The sequence below is a fragment of the Pseudomonas sp. JL3 genome (genome assembly GCF_031570575.1).
GTDB classification, from domain to species: domain Bacteria; phylum Pseudomonadota; class Gammaproteobacteria; order Pseudomonadales; family Pseudomonadaceae; genus Aquipseudomonas; species Aquipseudomonas cucumis.
Map to the genome: position 1 here is coordinate 102,269 of NZ_JAKWJK010000011.1, position 25,762 is coordinate 128,030.

General features: G+C 60.5%; 24 protein-coding genes. 15 read left to right on the forward strand and 9 right to left on the reverse strand.

Features of this window, described 5'->3' with window-relative positions:
• Positions 1-94: 94 nt before the first annotated feature.
• From eutC to MMG91_RS18970, 4 genes are all read right to left on the reverse strand, one after another.
• Positions 95-919 (reverse strand): ethanolamine ammonia-lyase subunit EutC, encoded by an 825-nt coding sequence (eutC, locus tag MMG91_RS18955; protein WP_310660372.1) that lies wholly within the window; start codon positions 917-919, stop codon positions 95-97.
• Positions 920-927: 8 nt separating this feature from the next.
• Positions 928-2,322 (reverse strand): ethanolamine ammonia-lyase subunit EutB, encoded by a 1,395-nt coding sequence (locus MMG91_RS18960; protein WP_310660373.1) that lies wholly within the window; start codon positions 2,320-2,322, stop codon positions 928-930.
• Between the two features lie 51 nt (positions 2,323-2,373).
• Positions 2,374-3,822: an ethanolamine permease gene (eat, locus tag MMG91_RS18965; protein ID WP_038981364.1), complete on the reverse strand. Its 1,449-nt coding sequence runs from the start codon at positions 3,820-3,822 to the stop codon at positions 2,374-2,376.
• 133 nt (positions 3,823-3,955) lie between these two features.
• The gene (locus MMG91_RS18970; RefSeq protein ID WP_030129557.1) at positions 3,956-5,476 is read right to left on the reverse strand and encodes an aldehyde dehydrogenase family protein; all 1,521 of its coding nucleotides are present in this window, start codon (positions 5,474-5,476) and stop codon (positions 3,956-3,958) included.
• Positions 5,477-5,913: 437 nt separating this feature from the next.
• Between MMG91_RS18970 and MMG91_RS18975 the strand changes: the two genes are divergently transcribed.
• The 4 genes from MMG91_RS18975 to MMG91_RS18990 all read left to right on the forward strand — a co-directional run bounded on the left by MMG91_RS18975 (position 5,914) and on the right by MMG91_RS18990 (position 10,270).
• Entirely contained in the window at positions 5,914-7,827 is a 1,914-nt protein-coding gene (locus tag MMG91_RS18975; protein WP_310660374.1) for a sigma-54-dependent Fis family transcriptional regulator, read from the forward strand.
• Positions 7,828-8,014: 187 nt separating this feature from the next.
• Positions 8,015-9,364: a UDP-N-acetylmuramate:L-alanyl-gamma-D-glutamyl-meso-diaminopimelate ligase gene (mpl, locus tag MMG91_RS18980; protein WP_310660375.1), complete on the forward strand. Its 1,350-nt coding sequence runs from the start codon at positions 8,015-8,017 to the stop codon at positions 9,362-9,364.
• Positions 9,361-9,993 carry a flavin prenyltransferase UbiX gene (gene ubiX, locus MMG91_RS18985; RefSeq protein WP_310660376.1) on the forward strand — a complete coding sequence of 211 codons (633 nt, stop codon included), beginning with the start codon at positions 9,361-9,363 and terminating at the stop codon, positions 9,991-9,993. The genes mpl and ubiX overlap by 4 nt, the downstream gene beginning before the upstream one ends.
• Positions 9,986-10,270 (forward strand): YceK/YidQ family lipoprotein, encoded by a 285-nt coding sequence (locus tag MMG91_RS18990; protein ID WP_305447039.1) that lies wholly within the window; start codon positions 9,986-9,988, stop codon positions 10,268-10,270. The genes ubiX and MMG91_RS18990 overlap by 8 nt, the downstream gene beginning before the upstream one ends.
• 121 nt (positions 10,271-10,391) lie before the next feature.
• Here the strand turns inward: MMG91_RS18990 and MMG91_RS18995 are convergent, their stop codons facing one another.
• The 3 genes from MMG91_RS18995 to MMG91_RS19005 all read right to left on the reverse strand — a co-directional run bounded on the left by MMG91_RS18995 (position 10,392) and on the right by MMG91_RS19005 (position 13,345).
• Positions 10,392-11,033 (reverse strand): oxidoreductase, encoded by a 642-nt coding sequence (locus tag MMG91_RS18995; protein WP_305447038.1) that lies wholly within the window; start codon positions 11,031-11,033, stop codon positions 10,392-10,394.
• A 26-nt stretch (positions 11,034-11,059) separates the two neighbouring features.
• The gene (locus MMG91_RS19000; RefSeq protein ID WP_310660377.1) at positions 11,060-12,775 is read right to left on the reverse strand and encodes a C13 family peptidase; all 1,716 of its coding nucleotides are present in this window, start codon (positions 12,773-12,775) and stop codon (positions 11,060-11,062) included.
• 114 nt (positions 12,776-12,889) lie between these two features.
• Positions 12,890-13,345, reverse strand: a complete 456-nt coding sequence (locus MMG91_RS19005; protein ID WP_305503425.1) for a MaoC family dehydratase — start codon at positions 13,343-13,345, stop codon at positions 12,890-12,892.
• Positions 13,346-13,539: 194 nt separating this feature from the next.
• Here MMG91_RS19005 and MMG91_RS19010 point away from each other — a divergent pair, with 194 nt between their 5' ends.
• Genes MMG91_RS19010 through MMG91_RS19020 form a run of 3 tightly spaced genes read left to right on the forward strand, consistent with a single transcriptional unit; the run spans position 13,540 to position 15,216 of the window.
• Positions 13,540-13,902: a CidA/LrgA family protein gene (locus MMG91_RS19010; RefSeq protein ID WP_183682903.1), complete on the forward strand. Its 363-nt coding sequence runs from the start codon at positions 13,540-13,542 to the stop codon at positions 13,900-13,902.
• Positions 13,899-14,615 carry an LrgB family protein gene (locus MMG91_RS19015; protein WP_305447034.1) on the forward strand — a complete coding sequence of 239 codons (717 nt, stop codon included), beginning with the start codon at positions 13,899-13,901 and terminating at the stop codon, positions 14,613-14,615. The genes MMG91_RS19010 and MMG91_RS19015 overlap by 4 nt, the downstream gene beginning before the upstream one ends.
• Before the next feature lie 10 nt (positions 14,616-14,625).
• On the forward strand, positions 14,626-15,216 hold the full coding sequence (locus MMG91_RS19020) for an LON peptidase substrate-binding domain-containing protein (protein ID WP_310660378.1): 591 nt from the start codon (positions 14,626-14,628) through the stop codon (positions 15,214-15,216).
• A gap of 76 nt (positions 15,217-15,292) precedes the next feature.
• Here MMG91_RS19020 and MMG91_RS19025 read toward each other — a convergent pair whose 3' ends face one another.
• Together MMG91_RS19025 and MMG91_RS19030 are read right to left on the reverse strand one after the other, a co-directional pair.
• On the reverse strand, positions 15,293-16,609 hold the full coding sequence (locus MMG91_RS19025; RefSeq protein WP_310660379.1) for a bifunctional DedA family/phosphatase PAP2 family protein: 1,317 nt from the start codon (positions 16,607-16,609) through the stop codon (positions 15,293-15,295).
• A gap of 176 nt (positions 16,610-16,785) precedes the next feature.
• A complete protein-coding gene (locus MMG91_RS19030) occupies positions 16,786-17,484 on the reverse strand; it encodes a DNA-3-methyladenine glycosylase (RefSeq protein ID WP_310660380.1) in 699 nt (232 codons plus the stop codon).
• A 189-nt stretch (positions 17,485-17,673) separates the two neighbouring features.
• On the opposite strand from MMG91_RS19030, the gene MMG91_RS19035 reads away from it, so the two are divergent.
• The 8 genes from MMG91_RS19035 (at position 17,674) to MMG91_RS19070 (ending at position 25,759) form a co-directional block, all read left to right on the forward strand.
• Complete coding sequence (locus MMG91_RS19035; protein WP_310660381.1) at positions 17,674-18,945, forward strand: glutamate-5-semialdehyde dehydrogenase; 1,272 nt, start codon at positions 17,674-17,676, stop codon at positions 18,943-18,945.
• Position 18,946: 1 nt separating this feature from the next.
• On the forward strand, positions 18,947-19,636 hold the full coding sequence (gene nadD / locus MMG91_RS19040; protein WP_007894355.1) for a nicotinate-nucleotide adenylyltransferase: 690 nt from the start codon (positions 18,947-18,949) through the stop codon (positions 19,634-19,636).
• A gap of 72 nt (positions 19,637-19,708) precedes the next feature.
• A complete protein-coding gene (gene rsfS / locus MMG91_RS19045; protein ID WP_038981377.1) occupies positions 19,709-20,203 on the forward strand; it encodes a ribosome silencing factor in 495 nt (164 codons plus the stop codon).
• A 9-nt stretch (positions 20,204-20,212) separates the two neighbouring features.
• The gene (gene rlmH, locus MMG91_RS19050; RefSeq protein ID WP_003185785.1) at positions 20,213-20,680 is read left to right on the forward strand and encodes a 23S rRNA (pseudouridine(1915)-N(3))-methyltransferase RlmH; all 468 of its coding nucleotides are present in this window, start codon (positions 20,213-20,215) and stop codon (positions 20,678-20,680) included.
• A 10-nt stretch (positions 20,681-20,690) separates the two neighbouring features.
• Positions 20,691-22,586 carry a penicillin-binding protein 2 gene (gene mrdA, locus MMG91_RS19055; RefSeq protein WP_305447029.1) on the forward strand — a complete coding sequence of 632 codons (1,896 nt, stop codon included), beginning with the start codon at positions 20,691-20,693 and terminating at the stop codon, positions 22,584-22,586.
• Between the two features lie 31 nt (positions 22,587-22,617).
• Positions 22,618-23,721, forward strand: coding sequence for a rod shape-determining protein RodA (gene rodA, locus MMG91_RS19060; protein ID WP_305449866.1), 1,104 nt, complete (start codon positions 22,618-22,620; stop codon positions 23,719-23,721).
• Between the two features lie 17 nt (positions 23,722-23,738).
• The gene (gene mltB / locus MMG91_RS19065; protein ID WP_310660382.1) at positions 23,739-24,749 is read left to right on the forward strand and encodes a lytic murein transglycosylase B; all 1,011 of its coding nucleotides are present in this window, start codon (positions 23,739-23,741) and stop codon (positions 24,747-24,749) included.
• Positions 24,749-25,759 carry a septal ring lytic transglycosylase RlpA family protein gene (locus tag MMG91_RS19070; protein ID WP_305447027.1) on the forward strand — a complete coding sequence of 337 codons (1,011 nt, stop codon included), beginning with the start codon at positions 24,749-24,751 and terminating at the stop codon, positions 25,757-25,759. The genes mltB and MMG91_RS19070 overlap by 1 nt, the downstream gene beginning before the upstream one ends.
• The last annotated feature ends 3 nt before the right edge of the window (positions 25,760-25,762 follow it).

Genomic DNA, 25,762 nt, shown 5'->3' on the forward strand with positions numbered 1-25,762 from the left:
GTGGCTGTCTTACATGGTGACGGCGACGGGAAACCCTGGCGGCCGTGCATCGATCCTGCCTGAAACCTGAATAGAAACGCAATGCGGAAACGGTTCAGGCATCCGACGGGCTCAGTAGGAAATTGCCTTTCATGTCCGCACCAATGTCCGACTCCAGCGTCTGAATCTGGGCTTCGTCTTTCAGACTGACCCCCGATAACTGCCGCCGACAGGCTTCGCGCATCAAATACAGCAAACGGTGTGCCGCCATGCCGTAACTCAAGCCTTCGAGACGGACATTCGAGATGCAATTGCGATAGGCATCCGTCAGTCCGACTTTGGGATTATAGGTGAAATACAACCCCAGGCTGTCTGGCGAGCTCAAACCAGGGCGTTCACCGATCAAAATGACCACCATTTTGGCGCCCAGCAGCTCGCCAATCTCGTCGGCCACCGCGACTCGACCCTGTTCCACAAGGATCACCGGCGACAGGGACCAGCCCTCAGCAGCTGTCTGTTCTTCCATGCGCGCCAGAAACGCTAAGGTGTGGCGATGAACGGCCAATGCCGAGAGGCCGTCGGCTACCACGACGGCCAGATCCACCCCGCCAGGATGACTCAGCGCGTAGTCGCGCAGAGTCTGCGCCGACTCATCACTCAGCTTGCGCCCCAAATCGGGGCGCTGCAGATAGCTGTTCCGGTCCGTGGCGGCGCTGTGCAGCAGCAAACTCTCACGTCCACGCTCGGCCAGTTGCGAACTGAGCCCCCTGTGGTCGAACGGCAGATGCACCGCATCCCGGGCCTGTGCATGGGCGTACTGGAAATCCAGCTGCGCGCTGGTCGGCATACTGGTGCCGGTGCGACCGAGAGCGATACGTGCCGGGGTCAGGCGACGCAGTTCCAGCAACGGGTTTTGCGGATCGACAGGTGGTTTATCCATCTCAATACTCATCCCAGTTGCGCCATGGCCTGACGGAAGGCCGGCGGCAGGTTATCGCCGAAGTGAATTTTGCCGTCTGTCTGGGTGAAGATGCCCATGTTCGCCAGCCACTGTTCAAATTCCGGCGCCGGTTTCAGGCCCAAGGTTTTCCGGGCGTAGAGAGCGTCGTGGAACGACGTGGTCTGGTAATTGAGCATGATGTCGTCGGAGCCGGGGATGCCCATGATGAAGTTGATCCCGGCCACGCCCAGCAGGGTCAGCAGGGTGTCCATGTCATCCTGATCGGCTTCGGCATGGTTGGTGTAACAGATATCACAACCCATGGGCACGCCCAGCAGCTTGCCGCAGAAGTGGTCTTCGAGACCGGCGCGGATGATCTGTTTGCCGTTGTAGAGGTATTCGGGGCCGATGAAGCCTACAACGGTGTTCACCAAAAACGGTTTGAAATGGCGTGCCACGGCGTAGGCGCGGGTTTCGCAGGTCTGTTGATCGACGCCATGATGGGCGTTGGCCGACAAGGCGCTGCCCTGGCCGGTCTCGAAATACATCAGATTCTGGCCCAACGTGCCGCGATTCAGGCTCAAACCCGCGTCATAGCCTTCCTGCAAGACGTTGAGGTTGATACCGAAACTGGCGTTGGCCGCTTCCGTGCCGGCGATCGACTGGAACACCAGGTCCAGCGGAACGCCGCGATTCACTGCCTCGATGGAGGTGGTGACGTGGGTCAGCACGCAGGCCTGTGTCGGAATTTCGTAGCGCTGGATAATCGCATCGAGCATTTCCAGCATGGCGCAGATCGAAGCGATGCTGTCGGTGGCCGGGTTGATGCCAATCATTGCGTCCCCATTGCCGTACAGCAGGCCGTCGAGAATGCTCGCGGCGATGCCGGCCGGTTCGTCGGTGGGGTGATTGGGTTGCAGGCGTGTCGAGAGTCGGCCGTGCAGGCCCAGAGTGCCGCGGAATTTCGTGACCACGCGGATTTTCTGCGCCACCAGCACCAGGTCCTGCACGCGCATGATCTTCGACACGGCGGCGGCCATTTCCGGGGTCAGGCCCGGAGCGAGCGCGCGCAGGCTCTGTTCGTCGGCGGCGTCGCTGAGCAGCCAGTCGCGAAAGCCGCCGACAGTGAGGTGGCTGACCGCTTTAAAAGCCTGTTTATCATGAGTGTCGATGATTAGCCGGGTGACTTCATCGGTCTCGTATGGAATCAGTACTTCCTGCAGGAAGTGAGTCAGCGGGATGTCAGCCAGGGCCATTTGCGCGGCCACTCGCTCGCCATCGTTGAGGGCGGCAACGCCAGCCAGAAAGTCCCCGGAGCGCGCCGGGCTGGCTTTGGCCATGACGTCCTTGAGGCTGTCGAAGCGGTAGGTCTGGGCGCCGACAGTGTGAGCAAAACTCGCCATACAGATTCTCCGTGACGGCGCAGACAGGGCCTGCGCCGGGATTTGCGGCCGTTAGTGCAAGGCTTCTTCAGCTTTCTGAATGGCCGCGAACTCTTCTTCGGGCGTGCCTGCTACCAAGTGATGCCGACTGTAGAAAGCAAAGTAAGCAATTAACACTCCATAGATGATCGCGGCGCCAATAACCACCCGCGGATCCACCAGAAAACCCGCCACCACGGCGATGCAAGCCAACACCAGTGCCACGCCTGAGGTGAAGATACCGCCCGGCGTGCGGTACGGACGATCCATTTTGGGGCGACGGATACGCAAGGTGATGTGCGCGGCCATCATCAGCACATAGGAGATGGTCGCGCCGAACACCGCCACCAGAATCAGCAGGTCGCCCTGGCCGGTCAGTGACAGACCAAAGCCGATGATGCCGGGAATGATCAACGCCAGTACCGGCGCCTTGCTTTTGTTGGTTTCGGACAGTTTGCGCGGCAGATAGCCGGCACGGGACAAGGCAAAGATCTGCCGCGAATAGGCATAGATGATCGAAAAGAAACTGGCGATCAGCCCGGCCAGGCCCACAAGGTTGACGAAGCTGCCCATCCAGGTCGAGCCGCCATAGGCTTTGGTCAGCGCTTCGACCAACGGGTTACCAGAGGTCAGCAGGGCGTTGGAGCCGGCACCGCCAGGACCGATAACCAGAATCAGCAAGGCAAAGCTCACCAGCACCAGCATGGCGCCGATCAGCCCGCGCGGCAGATCGCGTTTCGGGTTTTTGGTCTCTTCCGCTGCCAGTGGCACACCTTCGACGGCCAGGAAGAACCAGATTGCGTAAGGAATGGCTGCCCAGACACCGACATAGCCGAAGGGCAGGAAACTGCTGGCGCCCTTGGCCTCGGTCACCGGGATGTCCAGCAAATTGGCGACGTTGAAGTGCGGCACCATCGCGATCAGAAATACTGCCAATGCCAAGGCTGCGACGGCGGTGATGACGAACATCAGCTTCAGGGCTTCGCCGACACCGAAAATGTGAATGGCGATAAAGATGATGTAGAACGCCAGGTAAATCATCCAGCCGCCAATGCCGAACAGCGACTCGCAATACGCCCCGATAAACACCGCGATCGCCGCTGGGGCGATCGCGTACTCGATCAGGATCGCGGTTCCGGTGAGGAACCCGCCCCACGGCCCGAATGCACTACGGGCAAATCCGTAGCCACCGCCGGCGGTCGGGATCATGGAAGACAATTCGGCCAGGGAGAAGCACATGCACAAGTACATGGTGGCCATCAGCAACGTGGCGAGAAACATGCCGCCCCATCCGCCTTGGGCCAAACCGAAGTTCCAGCCGGCGTAATCACCTGAGATGACATAGGCCACGCCCAGGCCCACCAGCAGGACCCAGCCCGCTGCACCTTTTTTCAGTTCACGTTGTTGGAAATAATCGGAGCCGACTTTTTCGAAGTCGACCGAGGAGATTGCCGGCTGCGCGCTGGCTTGATCGCTAGGCATAGGGGTTCACCTGTTCTTATTGTTTTTTAGTCGGCGTTTTTGCCGGGGTGGCGCTAGGTATTTCTGCTGAATGTTCAACGTTTCGCGAGCAAGCCCGTTCCCACGGGGGAAGTGGCTTGCTCGCGACAGACGTTTAGAAGAAGCCCAACGGATTGATGTCGTAGCTCACCAGCAGGTTTTTGGTCTGCTGATAGTGATCGAGCATCATTTTGTGGGTTTCACGACCGACACCGGACTTCTTGTAGCCACCGAACGCGGCGTGCGCCGGGTACAGGTGATAGCAGTTGGTCCACACTCGACCGGCCTTGATGGCACGGCCCATGCGATAGGCGCGGTTGATGTCGCGGGTCCAGAGACCGGCGCCCAGGCCGAACTCGGTGTCGTTGGCGATGGCCAGGGCTTCGGCTTCGTCCTTGAAGGTGGTGATGCTCACCACCGGGCCAAAGATTTCTTCCTGGAACACGCGCATTTTGTTGGTGCCCTTGAGCAGGGTCGGCTGGATGTAATACCCGGTCGCCAGGCTGCCCTCGAGTTTCTCTACCTTGCCACCGGTCAGCAGCTCAGCGCCTTCGCCCTTGGCGATTTCCAGGTACGAAAGGATTTTGTCAAATTGCTGCTCGGACGCCTGGGCGCCGACCATGGTGTCGGTGTCCAGCGGGTCGCCACGTTTGATTTGCAGGACTTTGTTCATGACCACTTTCATGAATTCGTCATAGATCGATTCCTGCACCAGGGCGCGGGACGGGCAGGTGCAGACTTCGCCCTGGTTGAAGAATGCCAGCACCAAACCTTCGGCGGCTTTCTCGATGAAGGTCGGTTCGGCTTGCATGATGTCGGCGAAGAAGATATTCGGCGACTTGCCACCCAGCTCCACGGTGGATGGAATGATGTTCTCGGCGGCGCATTTCATGATGTGCGAGCCGACCGGGGTTGAGCCGGTAAAGGCGATCTTGGCGATGCGCTTGCTGGTGGCCAGGGCTTCCCCGGCTTCTTTGCCGAAGCCTTGCACCACGTTGAGTACGCCGGGCGGCAGCAGGTCGCCGATCAGTTCCATCAGCACGGTGATGCCCAGCGGGGTTTGCTCGGCCGGTTTGAGGACCACGCAGTTACCGGCGGCCAGGGCCGGGGCGAGTTTCCAGGCGGCCATCAGAATCGGGAAGTTCCACGGAATGATCTGCCCGACCACGCCGAGCGGTTCATGGATGTGATAGGCCACGGTGTTGCCGTCGATCTCGGCGGCGCTGCCTTCCTGGGCGCGGATGCAACCGGCGAAGTAGCGGAAATGGTCGGCGGCCAGCGGGATGTCTGCGTTGAGGGTTTCGCGCACGGCTTTGCCGTTGTCCCAGGATTCGGTGATCGCCAGCACTTCCAGGTTCTGTTCGATGCGATCGGCGATTTTCAGCAGGACCAGCGAGCGAGCCTGGGCGGACGTGGCGCCCCAGGCATCGGCGGCGGCATGGGCAGCGTCCAGGGCCTTTTCGATGTCTTCGGCGGTGGAACGCGGGAATTCGGCAATAGGCTGGCCGTTGACCGGCGATGTATTGGTGAAGTACTGACCTTTGACAGGCGCGACGAACTCGCCGCCGATGTAGTTACCGTATTTGCTCTTGAACGAAACGATAGCGCCTTCAGTACCGGGGTGAGCGTAACGCATGATGGGTTTCTCCTTGGCTTTTGTGCTTATAAGGGAGGACGCGCTAGAGCGCTGCATTAAGCTTAGAGCAAAGGTCGGGCCACTGCGTTGCAGGTCAGGTAAATCAAGGCCTTGCGCGTTTTTTGTCGGACGGATGGGCGGCGTTTGTGACGCTTGCGGTACAGCCCCCCGTGACACTTTGTACCGTTTATGGCGCAGGCTGTGACTGACGGGTCTTGCCAGCATTGCAATGCGTCGATGGCTGGAGGATGCTGGCTTCACGTGAAGGCTTTGCTTTTGTAGCAGCTGCCGAAGGCTGCGTTCGAGTGCGAAGCGCTCGCCTCGATTTGGCAATGAAATATGGGGCACAGGTTTTACGACCGCTTCGCGGCCGGACGCAGCCTTCGGCAGCTGCTACACGGAAGCGAGCCAGACCCTGCGGGGGAGAATAATAAGAAATGCACGACAACCATTTGAGTCGCCATGCCCAGCAAGTGCTGACCGTGACCCAAGGCAAATCTCACCTGCAGGGTCCCGGCAGCGATCCGTCCATTGCCCGTTCCTGGCTGCGTTGTCTTGAGGACTATCACCTCGACCCGGCCCTGACCATGGCGCCGACGGTGCTGGAACATGGCCGCGTGCTGGAAAGCCGCGAACGTTTGCAGCAAGTGCTGCAGATCGCCGGCAACGAAATGACCAGCCTCCACCAGCAACTTTCCGGCGCCGGCCACGCGGTGCTGCTGACAGACGCCCGCGGGGTGATCCTCAACTGCGTCACCGCGCCTACCGAACGGAAAATTTTCGAGCGCGCCGGCCTTTGGCTGGGCGCCGACTGGAGCGAAGCCTGCGAAGGCACCAATGGCATCGGCACCTGCCTGGTGGAGCGCCAGTCCCTGACCATCCATCAAGACGAACATTTTCGTGGTCGTCACACCGGCCTGACCTGCTCGGCGAGCCCGGTGTTCGATCCTCACGGCGAGCTGCTGGCGGTACTCGACGTGTCTTCGGCGCGTCACGAGGTTTCTCGTCAGAGCCAGTTCCACACCATGGCTTTGGTCAATCTGTCGGCGAAGATGATCGAGAGCTGCTATTTCCTGCGTTACTTCGACAATCAGTGGTTGCTGCGTTTTCACCTGCAGGCCGAATCCGTGGGGCTGTTCAGCGAAGGTTTGTTGGCGTTCGACGGGGAAGGGCGGATCTGTGCGGTGAACCAGAGTGCGCTGAATTTGCTGGGGCATATTCGTGGCGGGCTGTTGGGCAAACCGGTGGAGGCGTTTTTCGACTGCTCGCTGGATGAATTGCTCGGCCGCGCGAGCGCTAATGCCAGCGCCAGTTGGCCATTGCGCACCCGTGACGGACGGCGGTTGTTTGCCGTATTGCGCGGGCAGCCGCGCAGTATTCCGGTGCCGGTGGTGCAAAGCCCGATGGTTGCCGAGCGTCCGCGCTTGTCAGGCATTTGCCTGGGCGATGCCGCATTGCAGGAGGATTTCCGCAAGGCATTGCGTGTGTTTGAACGGGATGTTCCGTTGCTGATCAACGGCGAAACCGGCTCAGGCAAGGAGGCCTTCGCCAAAGCCGTGCATCAGGCCAGCCAACGGGCAGGAAAATCGTTCGTCGCCCTCAATTGTGCGGCGATTCCCGAAAGCCTGATCGAAAGCGAACTGTTCGGCTATCGCGGCGGCAGCTTCACCGGCGCCCGTAAGGAAGGCATGCGCGGCAAGTTGCAGCAGGCCGATGGCGGGACGTTGTTCCTCGATGAAATCGGTGACATGCCGCTGAGCATGCAGACCCGTCTATTAAGGGTGCTGGAAGACCGTCAGGTGGTGCCGATTGGCGGTGAGCCGGAATCGGTCAATGTGCGGATCATCAGCGCCACTCACCGCAATCTGCTTGAGCGGGTGCAGGACGGCAGTTTCCGCGAGGATTTGTATTACCGGCTCAATGGGCTGGAAGTCGCATTGCCAGCGTTGCGTGAGCGCGCTGACAAATCACAGTTGCTCGACTTTTTGCTGGCCGAAGAGGCGGGCGGGGAAACGGTATTGATAGACGGGCCGGCGCGGCAGGCCTTGCTGGATTTTGCCTGGCCGGGGAACGTGCGGCAGTTGCGCAATGTGCTGCGGACCCTCGCGGCATTGTGTGACGGCGGTCGGATCGGGCTGGAGGATTTGCCAGCGACGATTCGCCAGGCCCGGCCGGTGACGGTGTCCGCGGTTGAAGCCCTGTCCGAGTATCCGCTGGACGATGCCGAGCGGTTGGCGTTGCTCAACGCATTGGAACAGCAGCGCTGGCACATGACCCACACCGCCGAGCAGTTGGGCGTGAGCCGCAATACCCTCTACCGGAAGCTGCGCAAACACGGTATCGCCCGCTAGCTTGTGACTGATCGTTCCCACGCTCTGCGTGGGAATGCCTCCCCGGACGCTCTGCGTCCGCTTTTGGGACGCAGAGCCTCCCTTGCTGCATTCCCACGCAGAGCGTGGGAACGAGCGTGGTTACAGCTAAAGAGTGCGATTTTCCCCTCCCTACGCTAACCTGCGGCCATGTTTTACGAGGTCGACTATGCACATTCATATTCTTGGTATTTGCGGCACTTTCATGGGGTCGATGGCGGTTCTGGCCAAAGAGCTGGGCCATCACGTGACGGGCTCCGATGCCAACGTCTATCCGCCGATGAGCACTCAGCTGCAAGCCCAGTGCATTGAGTTGACCCAGGGTTACGACCCGGCGCAGCTCGATCCGGCCCCCGACCTGGTGGTGATCGGCAATGCCATGTCCCGTGGCAACCCGGCCGTCGAATACGTGCTGAACAAAGGCCTGCCGTACGTCTCCGGCCCGCAATGGCTGGCCGATCACGTATTGCAAGGTCGCTGGGTGCTGGCGGTTGCCGGCACTCACGGCAAAACCACCACCAGCAGCATGCTCGCCTGGGTTCTGGAACACGCCGGCATGAGCCCGGGTTTCCTGATCGGCGGCGTGCCGCAGAATTTCTCGGTGTCGGCGCGTCTGGGTGATACGCCGTTCTTCGTAATTGAAGCCGACGAATACGACAGTGCATTCTTCGACAAGCGCTCCAAGTTTGTTCACTACCGGCCGCGTACGGCGATCCTGAACAATCTTGAGTTCGATCATGCGGACATCTTCCCCGATCTTCCGGCCATCGAGCGGCAGTTCCACCATTTGGTGCGCACCATTCCGAGCGAAGGCCTGATCATCCATCCGACCACTGAACCTGCATTGCTGCGCGTGATTGAAATGGGCTGCTGGACCCCGGTGCAAACCACCGGTGCCGGCGGTCAGTGGCAAGTCAAACTGCTCAGTGAAGACGGTTCGAAATTCGAAGTGATGTTCGAAGGCGCCGTTCAAGGCGTGGTCGAGTGGGACATGACCGGTCAGCATAACGTCGCCAACGCCTTGGCCACCTTGGCCGCTGCGCGTCACGTCGGCGTAGTACCGTCGATGGGCATTGCGGCACTGAGCGCGTTCAAAAGCGTGAAGCGGCGGATGGAAAAAGTCGCGGAAGTCCGTGGCATCACCATTTACGATGACTTCGCTCACCATCCGACCGCCATCGCCACCACCCTCGACGGTCTGCGCAAACGCATTGGCGACGCGCCGTTGATCGCGATCATCGAGCCGCGCTCCAACTCCATGAAACTTGGCGCTCACCGCGATGGCTTGCCGGAAAGTGTGGTCGATGCCGATCAGGTGATCTGGTATTCGCCGGCCAACCTCGGTTGGGACCTGGGCGCCACCGCTGCGTTGTGCACGGTGCCGTCGATCGTCAGCGATTCGCTGGAAGGCATCATCGAACGCGTGAAGAGCCAGGCTCAGCCTGGCACTCACGTGGTGATCATGAGCAATGGCGGCTTCGGCGGCCTGCACGGCAAACTGGCCGAGGCGCTGCAATGAACAACGACCCGGAACGCATCACGCTGGCGATGACCGGCGCTTCGGGCGCCCAGTATGGCTTGCGCCTGCTCGACTGCCTGGTGCGTGAAGACCGCGAGGTGCACTTCCTGATCTCCAAGGCCGCGCAACTGGTGATGGCTACCGAAACCGATGTCTCGCTGCCGTCGAAACCGCAGATGATGCAAGCCTTCCTCACTGAATACACCGGTGCCGCCGCCGGGCAGATTCGGGTGTATGGCAAGGAAGACTGGATGTCGCCGGTGGCTTCGGGCTCTGGCTCGCCCGCGGCGATGGTGGTGGTACCGTGCTCCACCGGGACCTTGTCGGCGATCGCGACCGGAGCCTGCAACAACTTGATCGAGCGGGCGGCCGACGTGACCTTGAAGGAGCGCCGTCAGCTGATTCTGGTGCCGCGCGAGGCGCCGTATTCGAGCATTCATCTGGAGAACATGCTCAAGCTGTCGAACATGGGCGTGACCATTCTGCCGGCGTCGCCGGGCTTCTATCATCAGCCGCAGACCATTGATGACTTGATCGATTTCGTCGTGGCGCGGATTCTCAATCTGCTGAACATTCCGCAAGACATGCTGCCGCGTTGGGGCGAACACCATTTGAGCAGCGATGAATAAGCTGCTGATCATCCTGCTGGCTTTGCAATTGGCGGGCTGCGCCACGGCGCGCACCCTCGATGCCGCCAAGCCTGGAGCGCCGGTGGTGTATTCGGGGACGCGTCTGGATTTGTATGCGCTGAACGGCGGTTGCTGTGCCATGGACCGATTTGGCGCAGAAGCGCCGAGTTATCCGGGTGTTGACCTGCCGGCCAGTGCGTTGCTCGACACGCTGCTGTTGCCGCTGTCGTTGTTGACGGTGATTGGCGTAAGTTTTCAGGCGACGGGTGGTTTGTAAGAGAGCGTTTCGCGCTCTATTCGCGGGCAAGCCTCGCTCCTACAGGTACGGTGTCACAACGTATGCAAAGCTTGTAGGAGGGAGGCTTGCCCGCGAAGACGTCCTCTTGGGTGCCGCTGAATTACTTGCCTAACTTGCGCAACTCATCCGACTCGACAATCCGCACGCCATCCTGCTCTTCCAGTGCCAGGCGCCACATGGCGCGGGCCAGTTGGCAGGCTTCGATGCCGTGGTATTTGCCCGGGATCAATCGCGACAACGGACCGGCGACTTTCTCGGCCAGTCGCGGCTCCACGCGATCGCCCAATAACAGCGAAGGCCGGCAAATGGTCAGCTGCGGCCAATTCTGCGCGCGCAATGCGTGTTCCATCTCGCCTTTAACCCGGTTGTAGAAAATCGAGGATCTGCGATCAGCACCCAAGGCGCTGATCACGATCAAGTGCCGTGCGCCCATCTCCCGCGCACGTTTGGCGAAGGCCACGACCATGTCCAGGTCCACTGCGCGAAATGCTTCTTCGGAGCCGGCCTGTTTGATCGTGGTGCCGAGGCAGCAGTAGGCAATGTCGACGCGACCGTTCAACTGCGGCAAAAACACCGCCGGGTCGCCGACCGGGTTTTCCAGATGAGGATGCTCGGCCAATGGCCGGCGTGAGGGGGCCAATACCCGTGTAATCGTTGGCTCGTTGAGTAGACGGTCAAGCAAATGTTCACCGGTTAACCCGGTAGCTCCGGCAAGCAATACATGCTGAGGCGTCAAGTACATAGTAATTCCCCCTTGATACATTCAGCTTAGTTGCTCTTTTCATCCTTGCTGATAGAGACACTTTGCAGCGCCTTTCGTGCCTGTTGTTTGCGTAACGATTGCCAGTGGGCGAGAACGGTTTTCGGCGCCCAGATCTGTGGCTCGGAAGCTTCGAAGCTGTCGGCCAGTTCCCGCTCGGCCACGGTGGCGCTGGCCAGTTTGAAGGCTTGCTCCAGATTGTCGGTCTGATTCAGCGCCTGGGCGAACAGCGCGTCGCCGAAATACGTGAAGTTGGCCTCCTCCGAGCACCCGAAGGACACTCTATCGGCACGCGCGGCGGTCATGATCAGGGTGCGTTCATCCTTGAGGGCGGGAATGAAACCGCCGGAATAACAGGACGAAATCACGATGATTTTGTCTCGTTTTTTCAGGGGGGCGAGGACGGCGGCCAGTTCGTCGGCCGGCAGGTCGGCCAGTTCCATGCGTGGCTGGTCGAGTACCAGTTCGTGTTCGCTGGTGCCGTGGCTGGTCAGATAAATGAACAACAAGTCTTCCGGGCCGCTGCGCTCAGCCAGGGTCTGGGCGGCGCGGCGCAGGTTTTCCCGGGTGGCCATCGGTCGGTCGCCGAGGTGATCGCGATGGTTGACCAGACGGATCTGGCCGAAGGCGCCGAAACGGCTGGCGAGCATGTTGGCGACGTAGTCGGACTCGCGCAGGAACACGCTCTGCTTGCCATCGCCGCCCAAGGTCAAGGTGTACAGTTCGACCGCCGGGGTCGAGGCCGGCACGTTGGCCAGTGCATCGTCGAGCAAGCGACCCTGAGCCAGCAAGCCGAGTTCGAGAGGGTCGGGCAGCAACTTGCCGTCGGCGTCGCGCACGCGCTGACTGTTGACCCAGGTGCCGCTCTGCACCGTGCCATCGGTCAGCACCAGCGTGCCTTGGCCCTGATAGTTGTCGCCGTCGAACTGGCCGATATAGAAGCTGCCATCGGCCAGGTTCAAGCGACCCTGACCGGTGAAACGCCAGTCGCTGAACTGACCGATGTAGTGACTGCTGTCGGCGCCGATCAACTCGCCCTTGCCGCTGAGCACGCCTTCCTTGAAGTGACCGAGCCAGACATCGCCATCTGCGTTCTCGTAGCGGCCCTTGCCATGCAGTTGATTGTTCTTGAAACCGCCGACATAGATATCGCCATCGGCGCTGTTGAAGGTGCCATTGCCTTCCAGCTGGCCGTTAGTGAAATGCCCGGTGAACTGGTTTCCGCTGGCATCGCTGCGCTGGCCTTCGCCATTGGGTTTGCCGTGGGCGAATTGCCCTTGGTACTGGCTGCCGTCTTCGAGTTCCAGACGACCGAGCCCTGAGTATTGATCGGCCTTGAATTCGCCGCGGTAAGTCATGGCGTTTTCTTTAAGAGTGCCTTCACCGTCTCGTTTACCCGCCTTGAAACCGCCGGTATAGCTGCTGCCGGTGGTGGTCAGGGTGCCTTGGCCGTCGAACAGCCCTTGCTGGAATTGCCCGCGATAGACCTCGCCGTTGCTGCCATGCCATTCGCCCTGACCATGCCATTGGCCTTTGTCGAACTGGCCGGCGTACCAGCTGCCGTTCGGGTAATCGATGCGGCCCTCGCCTTGCAGCAAGCCGTTGACCAGATCACCGCGATAGCGTCCACCATCCGGCAAGCGGGCATCGGGGGGCAACAGCGATTCGCCATCGCCGCAAGCGGTGAGCAACAGGGTCAAAGCAAGGAGTGCAAGTGAGCGCATAGCGGGATCCGGGCAATTAGGCGACGGAGTATGCCGCAGCTATGTGTCGCATTTATAGAGACACGGCAGAGACACGGCGCGAAACAGCGTGAGCTGCTTCGCATCCGGGATGCTTTACACGAAGCAGAGGGACAGTGGCTCGGCGATATACGCCGGTTTGTCCGACCCTTCGATTTCAAGCGTGGCGGTGGCCTTGAGTAACCATTGGCCGGGTTTCTTCTCGATGACGTCGTTCATGTCGACCTTGAGTCGAACCCTGGAATTGACCTTCACGGGCTGGATGAAACGCACGCTGTCCAGGCCGTAGTTGACCACCATCTTCGCGCCTTCAGGCAGGATGAGGATGTCTTCCATCAATTTGGGGATCAGCGACAACGACAGGAAACCATGGGCGATGGTGCTGCCAAAAGGTGTTTGCGCGGCTTTGACCGGGTCGACATGGATGAACTGATAATCGCCTGTGGCTTCTGCGAACAGGTTGATACGTTCCTGGTCGATGGTGAGCCATTGGGAACGTCCGAGTTCCTTGCCGACATAATCTTTGAGCTCTGCAACTGGAACATAGGGCATTGAGACTCTCCTTGGGTTCATCGGTTTTATAGTTTTTCGAGTGGGGGATTTGACCTCCCAGCGAACCACTTTAGATCAACATGGCAAATGGCTCCGGTCAACTATCCATGCTGTTGGCGAATGCCGATTCATAGCGTTGGCGTGCTTATAATGTCGGGCCCCTTCTTTTGGGGAGCGCGCGCGGGAGATGATGGATGTTGTTACGTGGCCTGACCTGGCTGGTGCTTTTTCAATTGCTCGGCACCGCCCTCAACCATTTGTTTTTGCCGGTGTTGCCGGGGCCGATCATTGGCCTGCTGTTGCTGCTGGGGTATCTGATTATTCGCGGTCAAGTCGGCGAACCGCTGAACCTCGCGGCCAGCAGCCTGTTGCGTTATCTGCCGTTGCTGCTGGTGCCGCCGGCAGTGGGCGTGATGGTTTACGCCGCCGACATTGCCGCGGATTTCTGGGCGATCACCGGTGCGCTGGTGTTGTCGCTGCTGCTGTCGATGGCCTTCGCCGGCGTGCTGATGCAGCGCATGGTCAAGCGTCACGCTCATCACGAGGACGGCCAATGATGTTCGATTGGCACGGCGCCTGGGCGTCGGTGATTCATCATCCATTGTTCGGTATTGGTATTACGCTGGGGGCGTATCAGTTGGTGCTGGCAGCGTTCGAGAAAACCCGCTGGGTTTTTCTGCAACCGGTACTGGTTTCCATGTTGCTGGTCATCGCTGTACTGGTCGGTTGCGGCCTGAGTTACGCCGAATACCGCAAGAGCACCGAGATCCTCAGTATCTTGCTCGGGCCGGCTACTGTTGCGCTGGCGGTACCGCTGTACCTCAACCTGCGGCGGATCCGGCAGTTGTTCTGGCCGATATTTACTACGCTGGTGATAGGTGGTGTGGTCGCCACGGGCATGGGAGTACTGCTGGGCTGGTGGTTCGGCGCCGAACACATGATCCTGATGACCATGGCGCCCAAGTCGGTCACCTCGCCGATTGCCATGCTGGTGGCGGAGCAAATCGGTGGCGTCGCGGCGCTGGCGGCGGTGTTCGTATTGATTACCGGGGTGATCGGGGCGATCTTCGGGCCGAGTCTTTTGACCCGTCTCGGTGTCCACAGCCCGGAGGCCCGTGGGATGGCCCTGGGCATGACCGCCCATGCGGTCGGCACCTCGGTGGCCTTGCAGGAAAGTGAAGAGTGCGGCGCCTTCGCGGCGCTGGCGATGAGTCTGATGGGCGTGGCCACGGCGGTGTTCCTGCCGTTGGCGGTGTCGATGGTGGTGTAAGGAAATGTCTATGAGTTTGCCGCTTTTTCCGCTGAACACAGTGCTGTTTCCGGACTGCATCCTCGACTTGCAGATCTTCGAGGCGCGCTACCTGGACATGATCGGTCGCTGCATGAAACAGGGCGGCGGCTTCGGCGTGGTGTGCATCCTCGACGGTGAAGAAGTCGGCATAGCCCCTGAAGGCTACGCACGGGTGGGATGCGAGGCGCTGATCACCGATTTCCATCAGCAGGACAATGGCCTGCTGGGCATTCGGGTGAAGGGTGGGCGGCGTTTCCACGTTGTGCGCACCGAGGTGCAGCGCGACCAGTTGATCGTCGCCGAAGTCGAGTGGCTCAAAGATGAACCCGAACAACCGCTGCAGGATGAAGACGCCGACCTGGTCGCGCTGCTCAAGGCCTTGGCGGAACACCCGATGGTCGAAGCGCTGAGCATGGGCTCCGAAGCGACCGGGCAACAGTCGCTGGCCAATCAGTTGGCGTACCTGTTGCCGTTCTCCGAGAAGGACAAGATCGACCTGTTGCAACTCGATGATCCGCAGCAACGGCTGGATGCGATTCAGGCGTTGCTGGATGAGTTGCAGGGTGAGTTGTTTGCCTGACGTCCGCTAGAAGATCGCAGCCCGTAGCAGCTGTCGAGCCTGCGAGGCTGCTGCTACAGGTGCAATCTTTTGATCTTCAGTACGCATACCGCAACATCGCATGCGGCATGTGCCTCAACACAAAGAAACCGAACAACGCCACCAACGACGGTAATACCAGCCACCAGATTTTCGGCGGCATGGCGTTGAGCGAAGTCTGGCGTTGAGTCAGCCAAAGGCTCACCGCGCACACGCACGCCGCCAGCATCGCGCCGGCCAGTACATCAGTCGGCCAGTGCGCGCCCAGGTACACCCGTGACAAGGAAATCGTCAGCGCCGGCAAGCAGCCCACCAATAACCAGGTCAGGCGCATCCGCGGCGGTTGTCCGCGACCCGCCAGCACCGCGAGCGTCAGGAACAGCGCGAAAGAGCCCGAGGCATGGCCGCTGGGCATGCTGTAGCTGGTCAGTGGATCGCTCAGCACTTCCGGGCGCACACGGGCGAAAAAGTGCTTGGTTGCGGTGTTGCCCAAAGCGGTGAAAAGCAAAGTGCCGCCGGCGAAGATCGCATGCCGCCATTGTCGTGTCAGCAGCAGCAAGACTGTCAGCAGCGCGCTGATCATGAACATGTTGCGGAATTCACCGATCAGCGTGAACACCACGGCCACTTCATCGAGCGCCGGGCTGCGGTGTTCCTGTATCAGAGTCATTAGTCCCTGATCGAGGGCGGACAGGTGCGGGTAGCCGATGAACAGCCCGATCAGGATCAACAGGCTCATGCTGCTGATCCAGATGGTCGCCCGGCGATGGCGGCGCAGGCTGCTGTTTGCGCTCAGGCCGACCATCACCGCAATGCTGCCGGCGACAATCCCTGCTTCAGGCCAGAAACCTTCCGGCAATGGCAAGCGAATCGCCGCCCCGGTGGCCCAGCCCGGCAGGAGATAGGCGAGGCTCCAGCCCGCGGCAGCCAACAGGCTGACGACGGCGAAGCGCGGGAACGGCATGTCGAACATCCCGGCGACCATCGGCAGCATTGGCCGCAATGGCCCGATAAAGCGTCCGACCAACAGGCTGGCAATGCCATAACGCTGGAAATAAGCCTCGGCTCCGGCCATCCATTCAGGATGATGGCGCAACCCTGGCAGGCGCCGGATGTTCTGGTGGAAATGCCGGCCTAAAAAGTACGAAACGATGTCGCCCAGCACCCCGCCGAGGAAACCCAGTAACAGCGTTTCACCCAATGACAACGCGCCGCTGCCGGCCAGCACCGCCACGGCAAACAGCAACACTGTGCCGGGCACGATCAGCCCGGCAATTGCCAGGCATTCCACACAAGCCACTATGAACACTGCCGCGGCCAGCCACTGAGGATTGACCGTCAGCCAACCGGTCACGCTATCGAGCCATGGGCCCATAAAAACAACTCCATCGAATAATCAATCGGTCCAAGGGGCGAGCGCAATCTTCAAAACATTACAGGTCTCATGTGGGAGCGAGCAGGCTCGCGATAGCGGAGTGTCAGACGACATCTACTTCGACTGTTAGTCCGCTATCGCGAGCAGGCTCGCTCCCACAATGGATTTTTCCATCATCAAGTCAGAAAAAAATAATCGCGACCTTCGACTTGCCCCCGGCGCAGTGGGTTGCGCGTGCAGTAAAGTGCGTAAGCCGCATCAACGAAGCGGTACATCAAATGTTCGTCGCGCCCGTGGGGAATGCCCAAGCGTGTGGTCTGGATGATGTGGCCGGGCGCTGGCCCGACATCTTCCACCAGCAGCACTTCATGGTCGAAGCGTTTGGCGTCCCAGACCGGCACCTTCAGCCCCAGCGCCTTGCAAAGCAGCGTTTGTCCGGCACACAGCTTTTGCGAGGGGCGAGGGCGGCCCTTGGCATCGGGATTGTTCAATAGCATTTGCGCCAGGCTCGCCGGCCCGCTCAATTCGTCGACCCATGGATAGGCGGATTTGATCAATACTGCATTGCCGGGGCCCTGAGCGCTGAAGTTCAACGAATCGCCGCCGCGGGCGTAATACATATAGATGTGGCCGCCATCCAGAAACAAAGCCTTACGCTTTTCTGTGTAGCCAAGGGAGGCGTGGCTGCCTTTTTCTTCGCAGTAATAGGCTTCGGTCTCGATGATCCGGGCACTGAGCCACAGGTCGCCGACCCGATGGCGGATGATTTTGCCCAGTAAATCCCGGGCCAGCGTTTGCGCATCGCGGTCGAAAAATGCATCCGGCAGCCCGTTGGGCTGGCGCGTAGCGGACGCAGAAGCAGGCAGGTTGGTCATGATGAACAGCGTTTATTAGGGCTGATTGAGTGGTGATGATAACAATATGCAGCTTAATCACGGCTGAACGTCGGCAAATTGCGCTCCATTTCGACCATCCGCCCGTCACCGCTGTTAGTCCCGGGACGCGACAGCTATAATCTGCCGCTTTACTCTTTACCAAGACCTTAGCAAAGACCATTGCAGACCATGACTGAGTCCGTTCTTGACTACATGACCCGTTTGGGTCGCGCCGCCCGCGAAGCTTCCCGCGTGATCGGCCGTGCCAGCACCGCGCAGAAAAACCGCGCCTTGCAGGCGGCTGCCAATGCGCTGGACGCTGCACGCGCCGAGCTGACCGCAGCCAATGAACTGGATTTGGCCGCCGGCCGCGCCAATGGTCTGGAGCCTGCTCTGCTGGAACGTCTGGCACTGACCCCGGAGCGCATCGACGGCATGATCGTCGGTTTGCGTCAGGTCGCGGCACTGCCGGACCCGGTGGGTGCGATCCGCGACATGAGTTATCGCCCGTCTGGCATCCAGGTCGGCAAGATGCGTGTGCCATTGGGCGTGATCGGGATCATCTACGAATCACGGCCGAACGTGACCATCGATGCCGCCAGCCTGTGCCTGAAGTCCGGCAACGCGACCATCCTGCGTGGCGGCTCCGAGGCGATTCATTCCAACCGTGCCATTGCCGCCTGCATCCAGCGCGGTCTGGCCGAGGCCGAACTGCCCGCTGCCGTGGTGCAAGTGGTCGAAACCACCGATCGTGCCGCCGTTGGCGCGCTGATCACCATGCCGGAATACGTTGATGTCATCGTGCCCCGTGGTGGCCGTGGCCTGATCGAACGGGTCAGTCGCGATGCCCGCGTGCCCGTCATCAAGCACCTGGACGGCATCTGTCACGTCTACGTCAGTGCCCACGCCGATCTGCCGAAAGCCCAGCGCATCGCGCTCAACGCCAAGACTTACCGTTATGGCATCTGCGGTGCCATGGAAACCTTGCTGGTCGATCAATCGGTTGCCAAGGCGTTTCTGCCGTCGATGGCTGCCCAGTTCCGCGAAAAAGGCGTCGAACTGCGCGGTTGCGAGCGTACCCGGGTGATCATCGAGGCCGTTGCTGCCACCGAAGAAGATTGGCACACCGAATACCTGGCGCCGATCCTCTCGATCCGCGTGGTCGACGGTCTGGATCAGGCCATTGAGCACATTAATAAGTACGGCTCCCATCACACCGATTCGATCGTCAGCGAAAACCTGGCCGACACCCGGCGTTTCGTGGCTGAAGTCGATTCGTCTTCGGTCATGATCAACACCCCGACGTGCTTCGCCGATGGCTTCGAATACGGATTGGGTGCCGAGATTGGCATTTCTACTGATAAGCTGCACGCCCGCGGCCCGGTGGGCCTCGAAGGGCTGACCTGCGAGAAGTACATCGTGGTCGGTGACGGTCAGTTGCGCGGCCAGGAGTCGGTCTGACTTGGGCGACTTCGACCCGTCAGTCCAAGTGACCGCCAGCGAGCCCCAGCCTCGACGCATTGGCGTGCTGGGCGGGACCTTCGACCCGGTGCACATCGGCCATTTGCGCGGTGCGCTGGAAGTCGCCGAATCGCTGGCGCTCGATGAGTTGCGTCTGACACCCAGTGCCAGGCCGCCTCATCGGGGTACGCCGCAAGTGTCGGCGAAGGACCGTCTGGCGATGGTCAAGTGCGCGGTGGCCGGTGTGCCACCGCTGGTGGTGGACGCCCGCGAATTGCAGCGGGACAAACCGTCCTACACCATCGACACCCTGGAGCTGATGCGCGCCGAACTGGCCGCCCCGGACCAGGTTTTTCTACTTTTGGGCTGGGACGCATTTTGCGGCCTGCCCACTTGGCACCGCTGGGAAGAGTTGCTCCAGCATTGCCACATCCTGGTGCTGCAACGCCCGGATGCCGACAGCGAACCGCCGGATGCCTTGCGCAACCTGCTGGCAGCGCGCTCGGTGAGCGACCCGCTGGCCCTCAAAGGGCCGAGCGGACAGATTGCATTCGTCTGGCAGACGCCGCTCGCGGTATCCGCCACCCAGATCCGTCAACTGCTGGCCAGCGGTAAGTCGGTACGTTTCCTGGTGCCCGACGCGGTCCTGGCCTACATCGATGCGCACGGACTCTACCGTGCGTCGAACTGAAAAAGGGCGCGCTTCAAGGCACGTGAACGCGTGTATCGAAGCGCCCGAACACACGAGCAAAACGAGTTTTATATGACTGACAAAGACGTAAACAAAGTAAAGCGCAAGGGCACGTTCAAGAGCGCTCCGCTGCCAGTAGTGGCTAATACTGGCCCGGAGCTGCGTGGCGAAGAGCTGGTCAAGGTTGCCGTCGCGGCCCTGGAAGACGTCAAGGCCCAGGATGTTCTGGTGATCGACGTTCGTGAAAAGCAGAGCATCACTGATTTCATGATCATCGCTACCGGTACTTCCAACCGCCAGATCGGCGCGATGCTGGATAAGGTCCGCGAGGCGGTCAAAGCTCAGGGCGTCAAACCGTTGGGCGAAGAAGGCAAGGGCGACAGCGACTGGGTGTTGCTGGATATGGACGATGTCATCGTGCACATGATGACTGCCAGCGCTCGCCAGTTCTATGACCTGGAGCGTTTGTGGCAGGGTGCCGAGCAGAGCCGTGCTGGCAGCGCCGCGCACCACAGCCCGGAAAACACCCATGAGCATTTCATCAAGCTCAACAAAGACCAGCAATAAGGGACCGCTGTGCGACTGCGACTGATCGCCGTCGGTTCACGCATGCCCAAATGGGTGGAAGAAGGCTGGCATGAATATGCCAAGCGTCTTCCGTCCGAGCTGGCGCTGGAACTGGTGGAAATTCCGCTCAACACCCGCGGCAAGAACGCCGATGTGGCGCGCTTTATCCGTCAGGAAGGCGAAGCCATGCTGGCCAAGGTCGGGCCGAACGAGCGCATTGTCACCCTCGAAGTCCACGGCAAGCCCTGGAGCACCGAGCAACTGGCGGTTGAGCTCGATCGCTGGCGGCTGGACTCGCGCACGGTGAATTTCATGGTCGGCGGCCCCGAGGGGCTGGCGCCGGAAGTCTGTGCCCGGGCGGATCAACGCTGGTCGTTGTCGCCGTTGACGCTGCCGCACCCATTGGTGCGGATTCTGATCGGCGAACAGCTGTATCGTGCCTGGACAGTCCTGTCCGGCCACCCTTACCACAAGTAGCTCTGCCCTCATGCCCCAGCCGATCCGCATCAAGGACCACGAAAAAGACGCCCGTCTGGTGCGTGGCCGCGTCGTGTTCGGGGCCATTGCAGTGGTGGCGCTGATTGGCGTGCTGATCGCGCGGCTGTATTTCCTTCAGGTGATCCAGTACGAGTACCACTCGACCCTGTCGGAAAACAACCGCGTCCATGTGCAGCCGATTCCGCCGACTCGCGGGTTGATCTTCGACCGCAATGGCGTGGTGGTGGCCGACAACCGGCCGAGCTTCAGCCTGAGCATGACCCGCGAGCGCTCCGGCAACTGGCAGCAAGTGCTCGACGTGATCGTCGAGGTGCTCGAGTTGACGCCCGAAGACCGGGTGATTTTCGAGAAGCGCATGCGTCAGGGGCGCCGGCCGTTCGAACCGGTGCCAATCCTGTTCGAGCTGACCGAAGAGCAGATCGCCCGCATCGCGGTGAACCAGTTCCGCCTGCCCGGTGTGGAAGTGGTTGCGCAACTGGTGCGCCATTACCCGCAGGGCGCGCACTTTGCGCACTCGGTGGGTTACATGGGGCGGATCAACGAGAAAGAGCTCAAATCGCTTGATCCGGTCAATTACAGCGGCACCCACCACATCGGCAAAACCGGTATCGAGCGCTTCTATGAGGCTGAGTTGCACGGCCAGGTGGGTTACGAAGAAGTCGAAACCAACGCACGAGGCCGTGTATTACGCGTACTCAAGCGTACCGATCCGATTCCCGGCAAGGACATTGTCCTGAGCCTGGACATCAAATTGCAGGAAGCCGCCGAAGCCGCGCTTGGTGGTCGCCGTGGCGCGGTCGTGGCGCTGGACCCGAGCACTGGCGAAGTGCTGGCGATGGTCAGCCAGCCGAGTTTCGACCCGAACCTGTTCGTCACCGGCATCAGCTTCAAGGCCTATGCCGAACTGCGCGATTCCATCGACCGACCGCTGTTCAACCGCGTGTTGCGCGGTCTGTACCCTCCGGGTTCGACGATTAAACCGGCGGTAGCGATTGCCGGCCTGGATGCGGGTGTGGTCACGGCGTCGTCCCGGGTCTACGACCCCGGTTACTACCAACTGCCCAATTACGATCACAAATACCGTAACTGGAACCGTACCGGCGACGGTTACGTGGATCTGGATACGGCAATCATGCGGTCCAACGACACCTACTTCTATGATTTGGCCCATAAGCTGGGGATTGATCGGCTGTCGGCCTACATGAGCAAATTCGGCATTGGCCAGAAGGTCTCCCTCGACATGTTCGAAGAGTCGCCGGGATTGATGCCAACCCGGGAATGGAAGCGCGCGACCCGTCGTCAGGCCTGGTACCCGGGTGAGACGCTGATTCTCGGGATCGGTCAGGGCTACATGCAGTCCACTCCGTTGCAGTTGGCCCAAGCCACGGCGCTGGTGGCCAACAAGGGTGTCTGGAATCGTCCGCATTTGGCCAAGACCCTCGAAGGGGCGAAGCCGGTGGACGAAAATCCGATGCCGGACATCATCCTGCGCGACCCGTCGGACTGGACCAAGGTCAACCACGGCATGCAGCAGGTGATGCACGGTGCCCGCGGAACCGCGCGCAAGGCATCCATCGGTGCTCAATACCGGATTGCCGGCAAGAGTGGTACGGCTCAGGTGGTCGCGATCAAGCAGGGCGAGAAGTACGACCGCTCCAAGGTTCAGGAACGCCACCGCGACCACGCTTTGTTCGTTGGCTTCGCCCCGGCCGAAAACCCGAAAATCGTAGTGTCGGTGATGGTCGAGAACGGCGAGTCCGGCTCCGGCGTCGCCGCGCCTGTGGTGCGTCAAGTCATGGACGCCTGGCTCCTGGACCAGGACGGCCGACTGAAAGCCGAATACGCCAGCCCTATCAGTGCGGAGGCTACGGCCCGTGAAGAGTAATTTCGATCGCATCCTCTCCAGCGAGGATGTGATGCGTCGCCGTGCGACGCTGTTGCAACGCATGCACATCGACGGCCCGTTGCTGATCCTGCTGCTGACCCTGGCGGCCGGCAGCCTGTTCGTGCTGTATTCGGCCAGCGGCAAAAGCTGGGATCTGCTGGCCAAGCAAGCGACTTCTTTCGGCATCGGCCTGGTAGCGATGATCGTTATCGCCCAGTTCGAGCCGCGCTTCATGGCCCGCTGGGTGCCGGTCGGTTATGTGATCGGCGTGCTGTTGCTGGTGGTGGTGGACGTAATGGGCCACAACGCCATGGGGGCCACGCGCTGGATCAACATTCCCGGGGTGATCCGTTTCCAGCCCTCGGAATTCATGAAGATCCTGATGCCGGCAACCATTGCCTGGTACCTGGCCAAGCGCTCCTTGCCGCCGCAGCTCAAGCATGTGGGCGTCAGTCTGTTTCTGATCGGGTTGCCGTTCATTCTGATCGTGCGTCAGCCTGACCTTGGCACTTCACTGCTGATTCTCGCCGGTGGCGCCTTCGTGCTGTTCATGGGCGGGTTGCGCTGGCGCTGGATTCTCAGCGTGATTGCTGCCGCCGTGCCGGTGTCTGTGGCCATGTGGTACTTCGTGATGCACGACTACCAGAAGCAGCGCGTCCTGACGTTCCTCGACCCGGAGAGCGATCCGCTGGGTACCGGCTGGAACATTATTCAGTCGAAAGCCGCCATCGGTTCCGGTGGCGTGTTCGGCAAAGGCTGGTTGCTTGGCACTCAGTCGCACCTGGACTTCCTGCCGGAAAGCCACACCGACTTCATTATTGCGGTGCTGGGCGAAGAGTTCGGCCTGGTGGGCATCTGCGCACTGTTGCTGATTTACCTGCTGTTGATCGGTCGCGGGCTGGTGATCACCGCCCAGGCGCAGACATTGTTCGGCAAATTGCTCGCGGGCAGCCTGACCATGACGTTTTTTGTTTACGTTTTCGTCAACATCGGTATGGTCAGTGGCCTGTTGCCGGTTGTGGGGGTGCCGTTGCCGTTCATTAGCTACGGAGGAACTTCGCTGGTGACGCTACTGTCAGCGTTTGGGGTTTTGATGTCGATCCATACCCATCGTAAGTGGATCGCACAGGTTTGAATAAGGTGAAGATTTCAATGCAAGCAATGCGTGGCTGGGCGACTCGATACGCGCCATGGGTCGGCCTGGTAAGCATCCTTGGCTCAGCGCAGCAAGCGTTGGCCGGCGATTACGAAGGCTCACCCCAGGTGGCCGAATTCGTCGGTGAAATGACCCGCGACTACGGTTTTGCCGGTGAACAGCTGATGGGCGTGTTCCGCGAAGCCGAGCGCAAGCAGTCGATTCTGGACGCGATCTCGAAGCCTGCCGAACGGGTCAAGCAATGGAAGGAATATCGACCGATGTTCATCACCGATGCGCGTATCGCCCGTGGTGTGGACTTCTGGCGTCAGCACGAAGCGGTCCTGGCTCGTGCCGAGCAGGAATATGGCGTGCCGGCGCAAGTGATCGTCTCGATCATCGGCGTCGAGACCTTCTTTGGTCGAAATACCGGCAATTTCCGGGTGATCGATGCCTTGTCGACCCTGGGTTTCGACTATCCTCCCCGTGCCGAATTCTTTCGCAAGGAATTGCGTGAGTTCCTGCTGCTGGCCCGCGAAGAGCAGGTCGACCCCTTGACCCTCAAGGGCTCGTACGCCGGTGCGATGGGCTTGCCGCAGTTCATGCCGAGCAGCTTTCGCGCCTATGCGGTGGACTTCGACAGCGATGGTCACATCAATATCTGGACCAATCCTGTGGATGCCATCGGCAGCGTCGCCAGTTATTTCAAGCGTCACGGCTGGGTGACCGGCGAACCTGTGGTCAGCCGCGCCGATGTGCGTGGCGATCAGGTGGACGAAGGTTTGACCTCAGGCATCGAGCCGACGAAAACCGTCGGACAGTTGCGGGCGCTGGGCTGGTCGAGTCATGATGCGCTGCGCGATGATATGCCGGTCACGGCTTTTCGCCTGGAAGGTGACAATGGCCCCGAATACTGGATGGGCCTGACGAATTTTTACGCAATCACGCGTTATAACCGCAGCGTGATGTACGCCATGGCCGTACATCAACTGTCTGAACAGCTGGTCCAAGCACGGGGCGTCAAGTAATGCGGGCATTGCCTATGAATAAACCCCTGAAGCTCATGGCATTTGCCGCGTTGACGGTCCTGGTCGCCAGTTGTTCGACCAGCCGTGCGCCGGCTCAGAAGTCCCCGACCGCCGTTCGTTCGGCACCGGGCCTGGATATCAACCGGGCTCACAAGGATGGCGCACCCTGGTGGGACGTCGACGTATCGCGCATCCCGGATGCCACGCCGACCCTGCACAGCGGTCCTTATAAAGCCAACCCGTACACCGTGCTGGGCAAGACTTACTTCCCGCTGCAAGAATCCAAGACCTACGTGGCCTCGGGCACTGCGTCCTGGTACGGCACCAAATTCCATGGTCAGAACACCGCCAACGGCGAGGTGTATGACTTGTATGGCATGAGCGCCGCGCACAAGACCTTGCCACTGCCAAGTTACGTTCGGGTGACCAACCTGGACAACAACAAGAGCGTGATCCTGCGGGTCAACGACCGCGGCCCGTTCTATTCGGACCGGATCATCGACTTGTCCTACGCGGCCGCCAAGAAGCTCGGCTACGCTGAAACCGGCACGGCGCGGGTCAAGGTCGAAGGCATCGACCCGCAGCAATGGTGGGCAGCCAAGGGCCGTCCGGCACCGTTGATGCTTGACGAGCCGAAAGTTGCGCAAAATAGCGCTCCGGTGATTACGGCCTCGGCCGGCACCGTCGAGCAGTGGACGCCACCGCCGCAGCAACACGCCGCGGCCGTTGTACCCGTGCAGATCGATGCAAAAAAAAACGCTTCTGTACCAGCCTCTGGCCAGTATCTGCAGGTGGGCGCGTTCGCCAACCCGGACGCTGCAGAACTCCTGAGATCGAAGCTCAGCGGGATGGTGAGCGCTCCAGTGTTCATCAGCTCGATCGTGCGTAACCAACAGACACTGCATCGAGTGCGCCTGGGGCCGATCGGCTCGGCGGGTGAAATCCAGCAGGTGCAGAACAGCGTGCGGCTGGCCAATCTCGGTTCGCCGAGCCTGGTCAGCGCCGAGTAATAC

Coding starts and splice junctions, on each gene's coding strand:
- mrdA (WP_305447029.1), top strand. CDS start 20,691: ATGCCCCAGCCGATCCGCATCAAGGACCACGAAAAAGACGCCCGTCTG.
- MMG91_RS19035 (WP_310660381.1), top strand. CDS start 17,674: ATGACTGAGTCCGTTCTTGACTACATGACCCGTTTGGGTCGCGCCGCC.
- rodA (WP_305449866.1), top strand. CDS start 22,618: ATGCGTCGCCGTGCGACGCTGTTGCAACGCATGCACATCGACGGCCCG.
- MMG91_RS19030 (WP_310660380.1), bottom strand. CDS start 17,484: ATGACCAACCTGCCTGCTTCTGCGTCCGCTACGCGCCAGCCCAACGGG.
- MMG91_RS19025 (WP_310660379.1), bottom strand. CDS start 16,609: ATGGGCCCATGGCTCGATAGCGTGACCGGTTGGCTGACGGTCAATCCT.
- MMG91_RS19005 (WP_305503425.1), bottom strand. CDS start 13,345: ATGCCCTATGTTCCAGTTGCAGAGCTCAAAGATTATGTCGGCAAGGAA.
- mltB (WP_310660382.1), top strand. CDS start 23,739: ATGCAAGCAATGCGTGGCTGGGCGACTCGATACGCGCCATGGGTCGGC.
- MMG91_RS19015 (WP_305447034.1), top strand. CDS start 13,899: ATGATGTTCGATTGGCACGGCGCCTGGGCGTCGGTGATTCATCATCCA.
- MMG91_RS19010 (WP_183682903.1), top strand. CDS start 13,540: ATGTTGTTACGTGGCCTGACCTGGCTGGTGCTTTTTCAATTGCTCGGC.
- rsfS (WP_038981377.1), top strand. CDS start 19,709: ATGACTGACAAAGACGTAAACAAAGTAAAGCGCAAGGGCACGTTCAAG.
- MMG91_RS19000 (WP_310660377.1), bottom strand. CDS start 12,775: ATGCGCTCACTTGCACTCCTTGCTTTGACCCTGTTGCTCACCGCTTGC.
- mpl (WP_310660375.1), top strand. CDS start 8,015: ATGCACATTCATATTCTTGGTATTTGCGGCACTTTCATGGGGTCGATG.
- eutC (WP_310660372.1), bottom strand. CDS start 919: ATGGATAAACCACCTGTCGATCCGCAAAACCCGTTGCTGGAACTGCGT.
- ubiX (WP_310660376.1), top strand. CDS start 9,361: ATGAACAACGACCCGGAACGCATCACGCTGGCGATGACCGGCGCTTCG.
- MMG91_RS19020 (WP_310660378.1), top strand. CDS start 14,626: ATGAGTTTGCCGCTTTTTCCGCTGAACACAGTGCTGTTTCCGGACTGC.
- eat (WP_038981364.1), bottom strand. CDS start 3,822: ATGCCTAGCGATCAAGCCAGCGCGCAGCCGGCAATCTCCTCGGTCGAC.
- MMG91_RS18995 (WP_305447038.1), bottom strand. CDS start 11,033: ATGTACTTGACGCCTCAGCATGTATTGCTTGCCGGAGCTACCGGGTTA.
- MMG91_RS19070 (WP_305447027.1), top strand. CDS start 24,749: ATGCGGGCATTGCCTATGAATAAACCCCTGAAGCTCATGGCATTTGCC.
- MMG91_RS18990 (WP_305447039.1), top strand. CDS start 9,986: ATGAATAAGCTGCTGATCATCCTGCTGGCTTTGCAATTGGCGGGCTGC.
- MMG91_RS18960 (WP_310660373.1), bottom strand. CDS start 2,322: ATGGCGAGTTTTGCTCACACTGTCGGCGCCCAGACCTACCGCTTCGAC.
- MMG91_RS18975 (WP_310660374.1), top strand. CDS start 5,914: ATGCACGACAACCATTTGAGTCGCCATGCCCAGCAAGTGCTGACCGTG.
- MMG91_RS18970 (WP_030129557.1), bottom strand. CDS start 5,476: ATGCGTTACGCTCACCCCGGTACTGAAGGCGCTATCGTTTCGTTCAAG.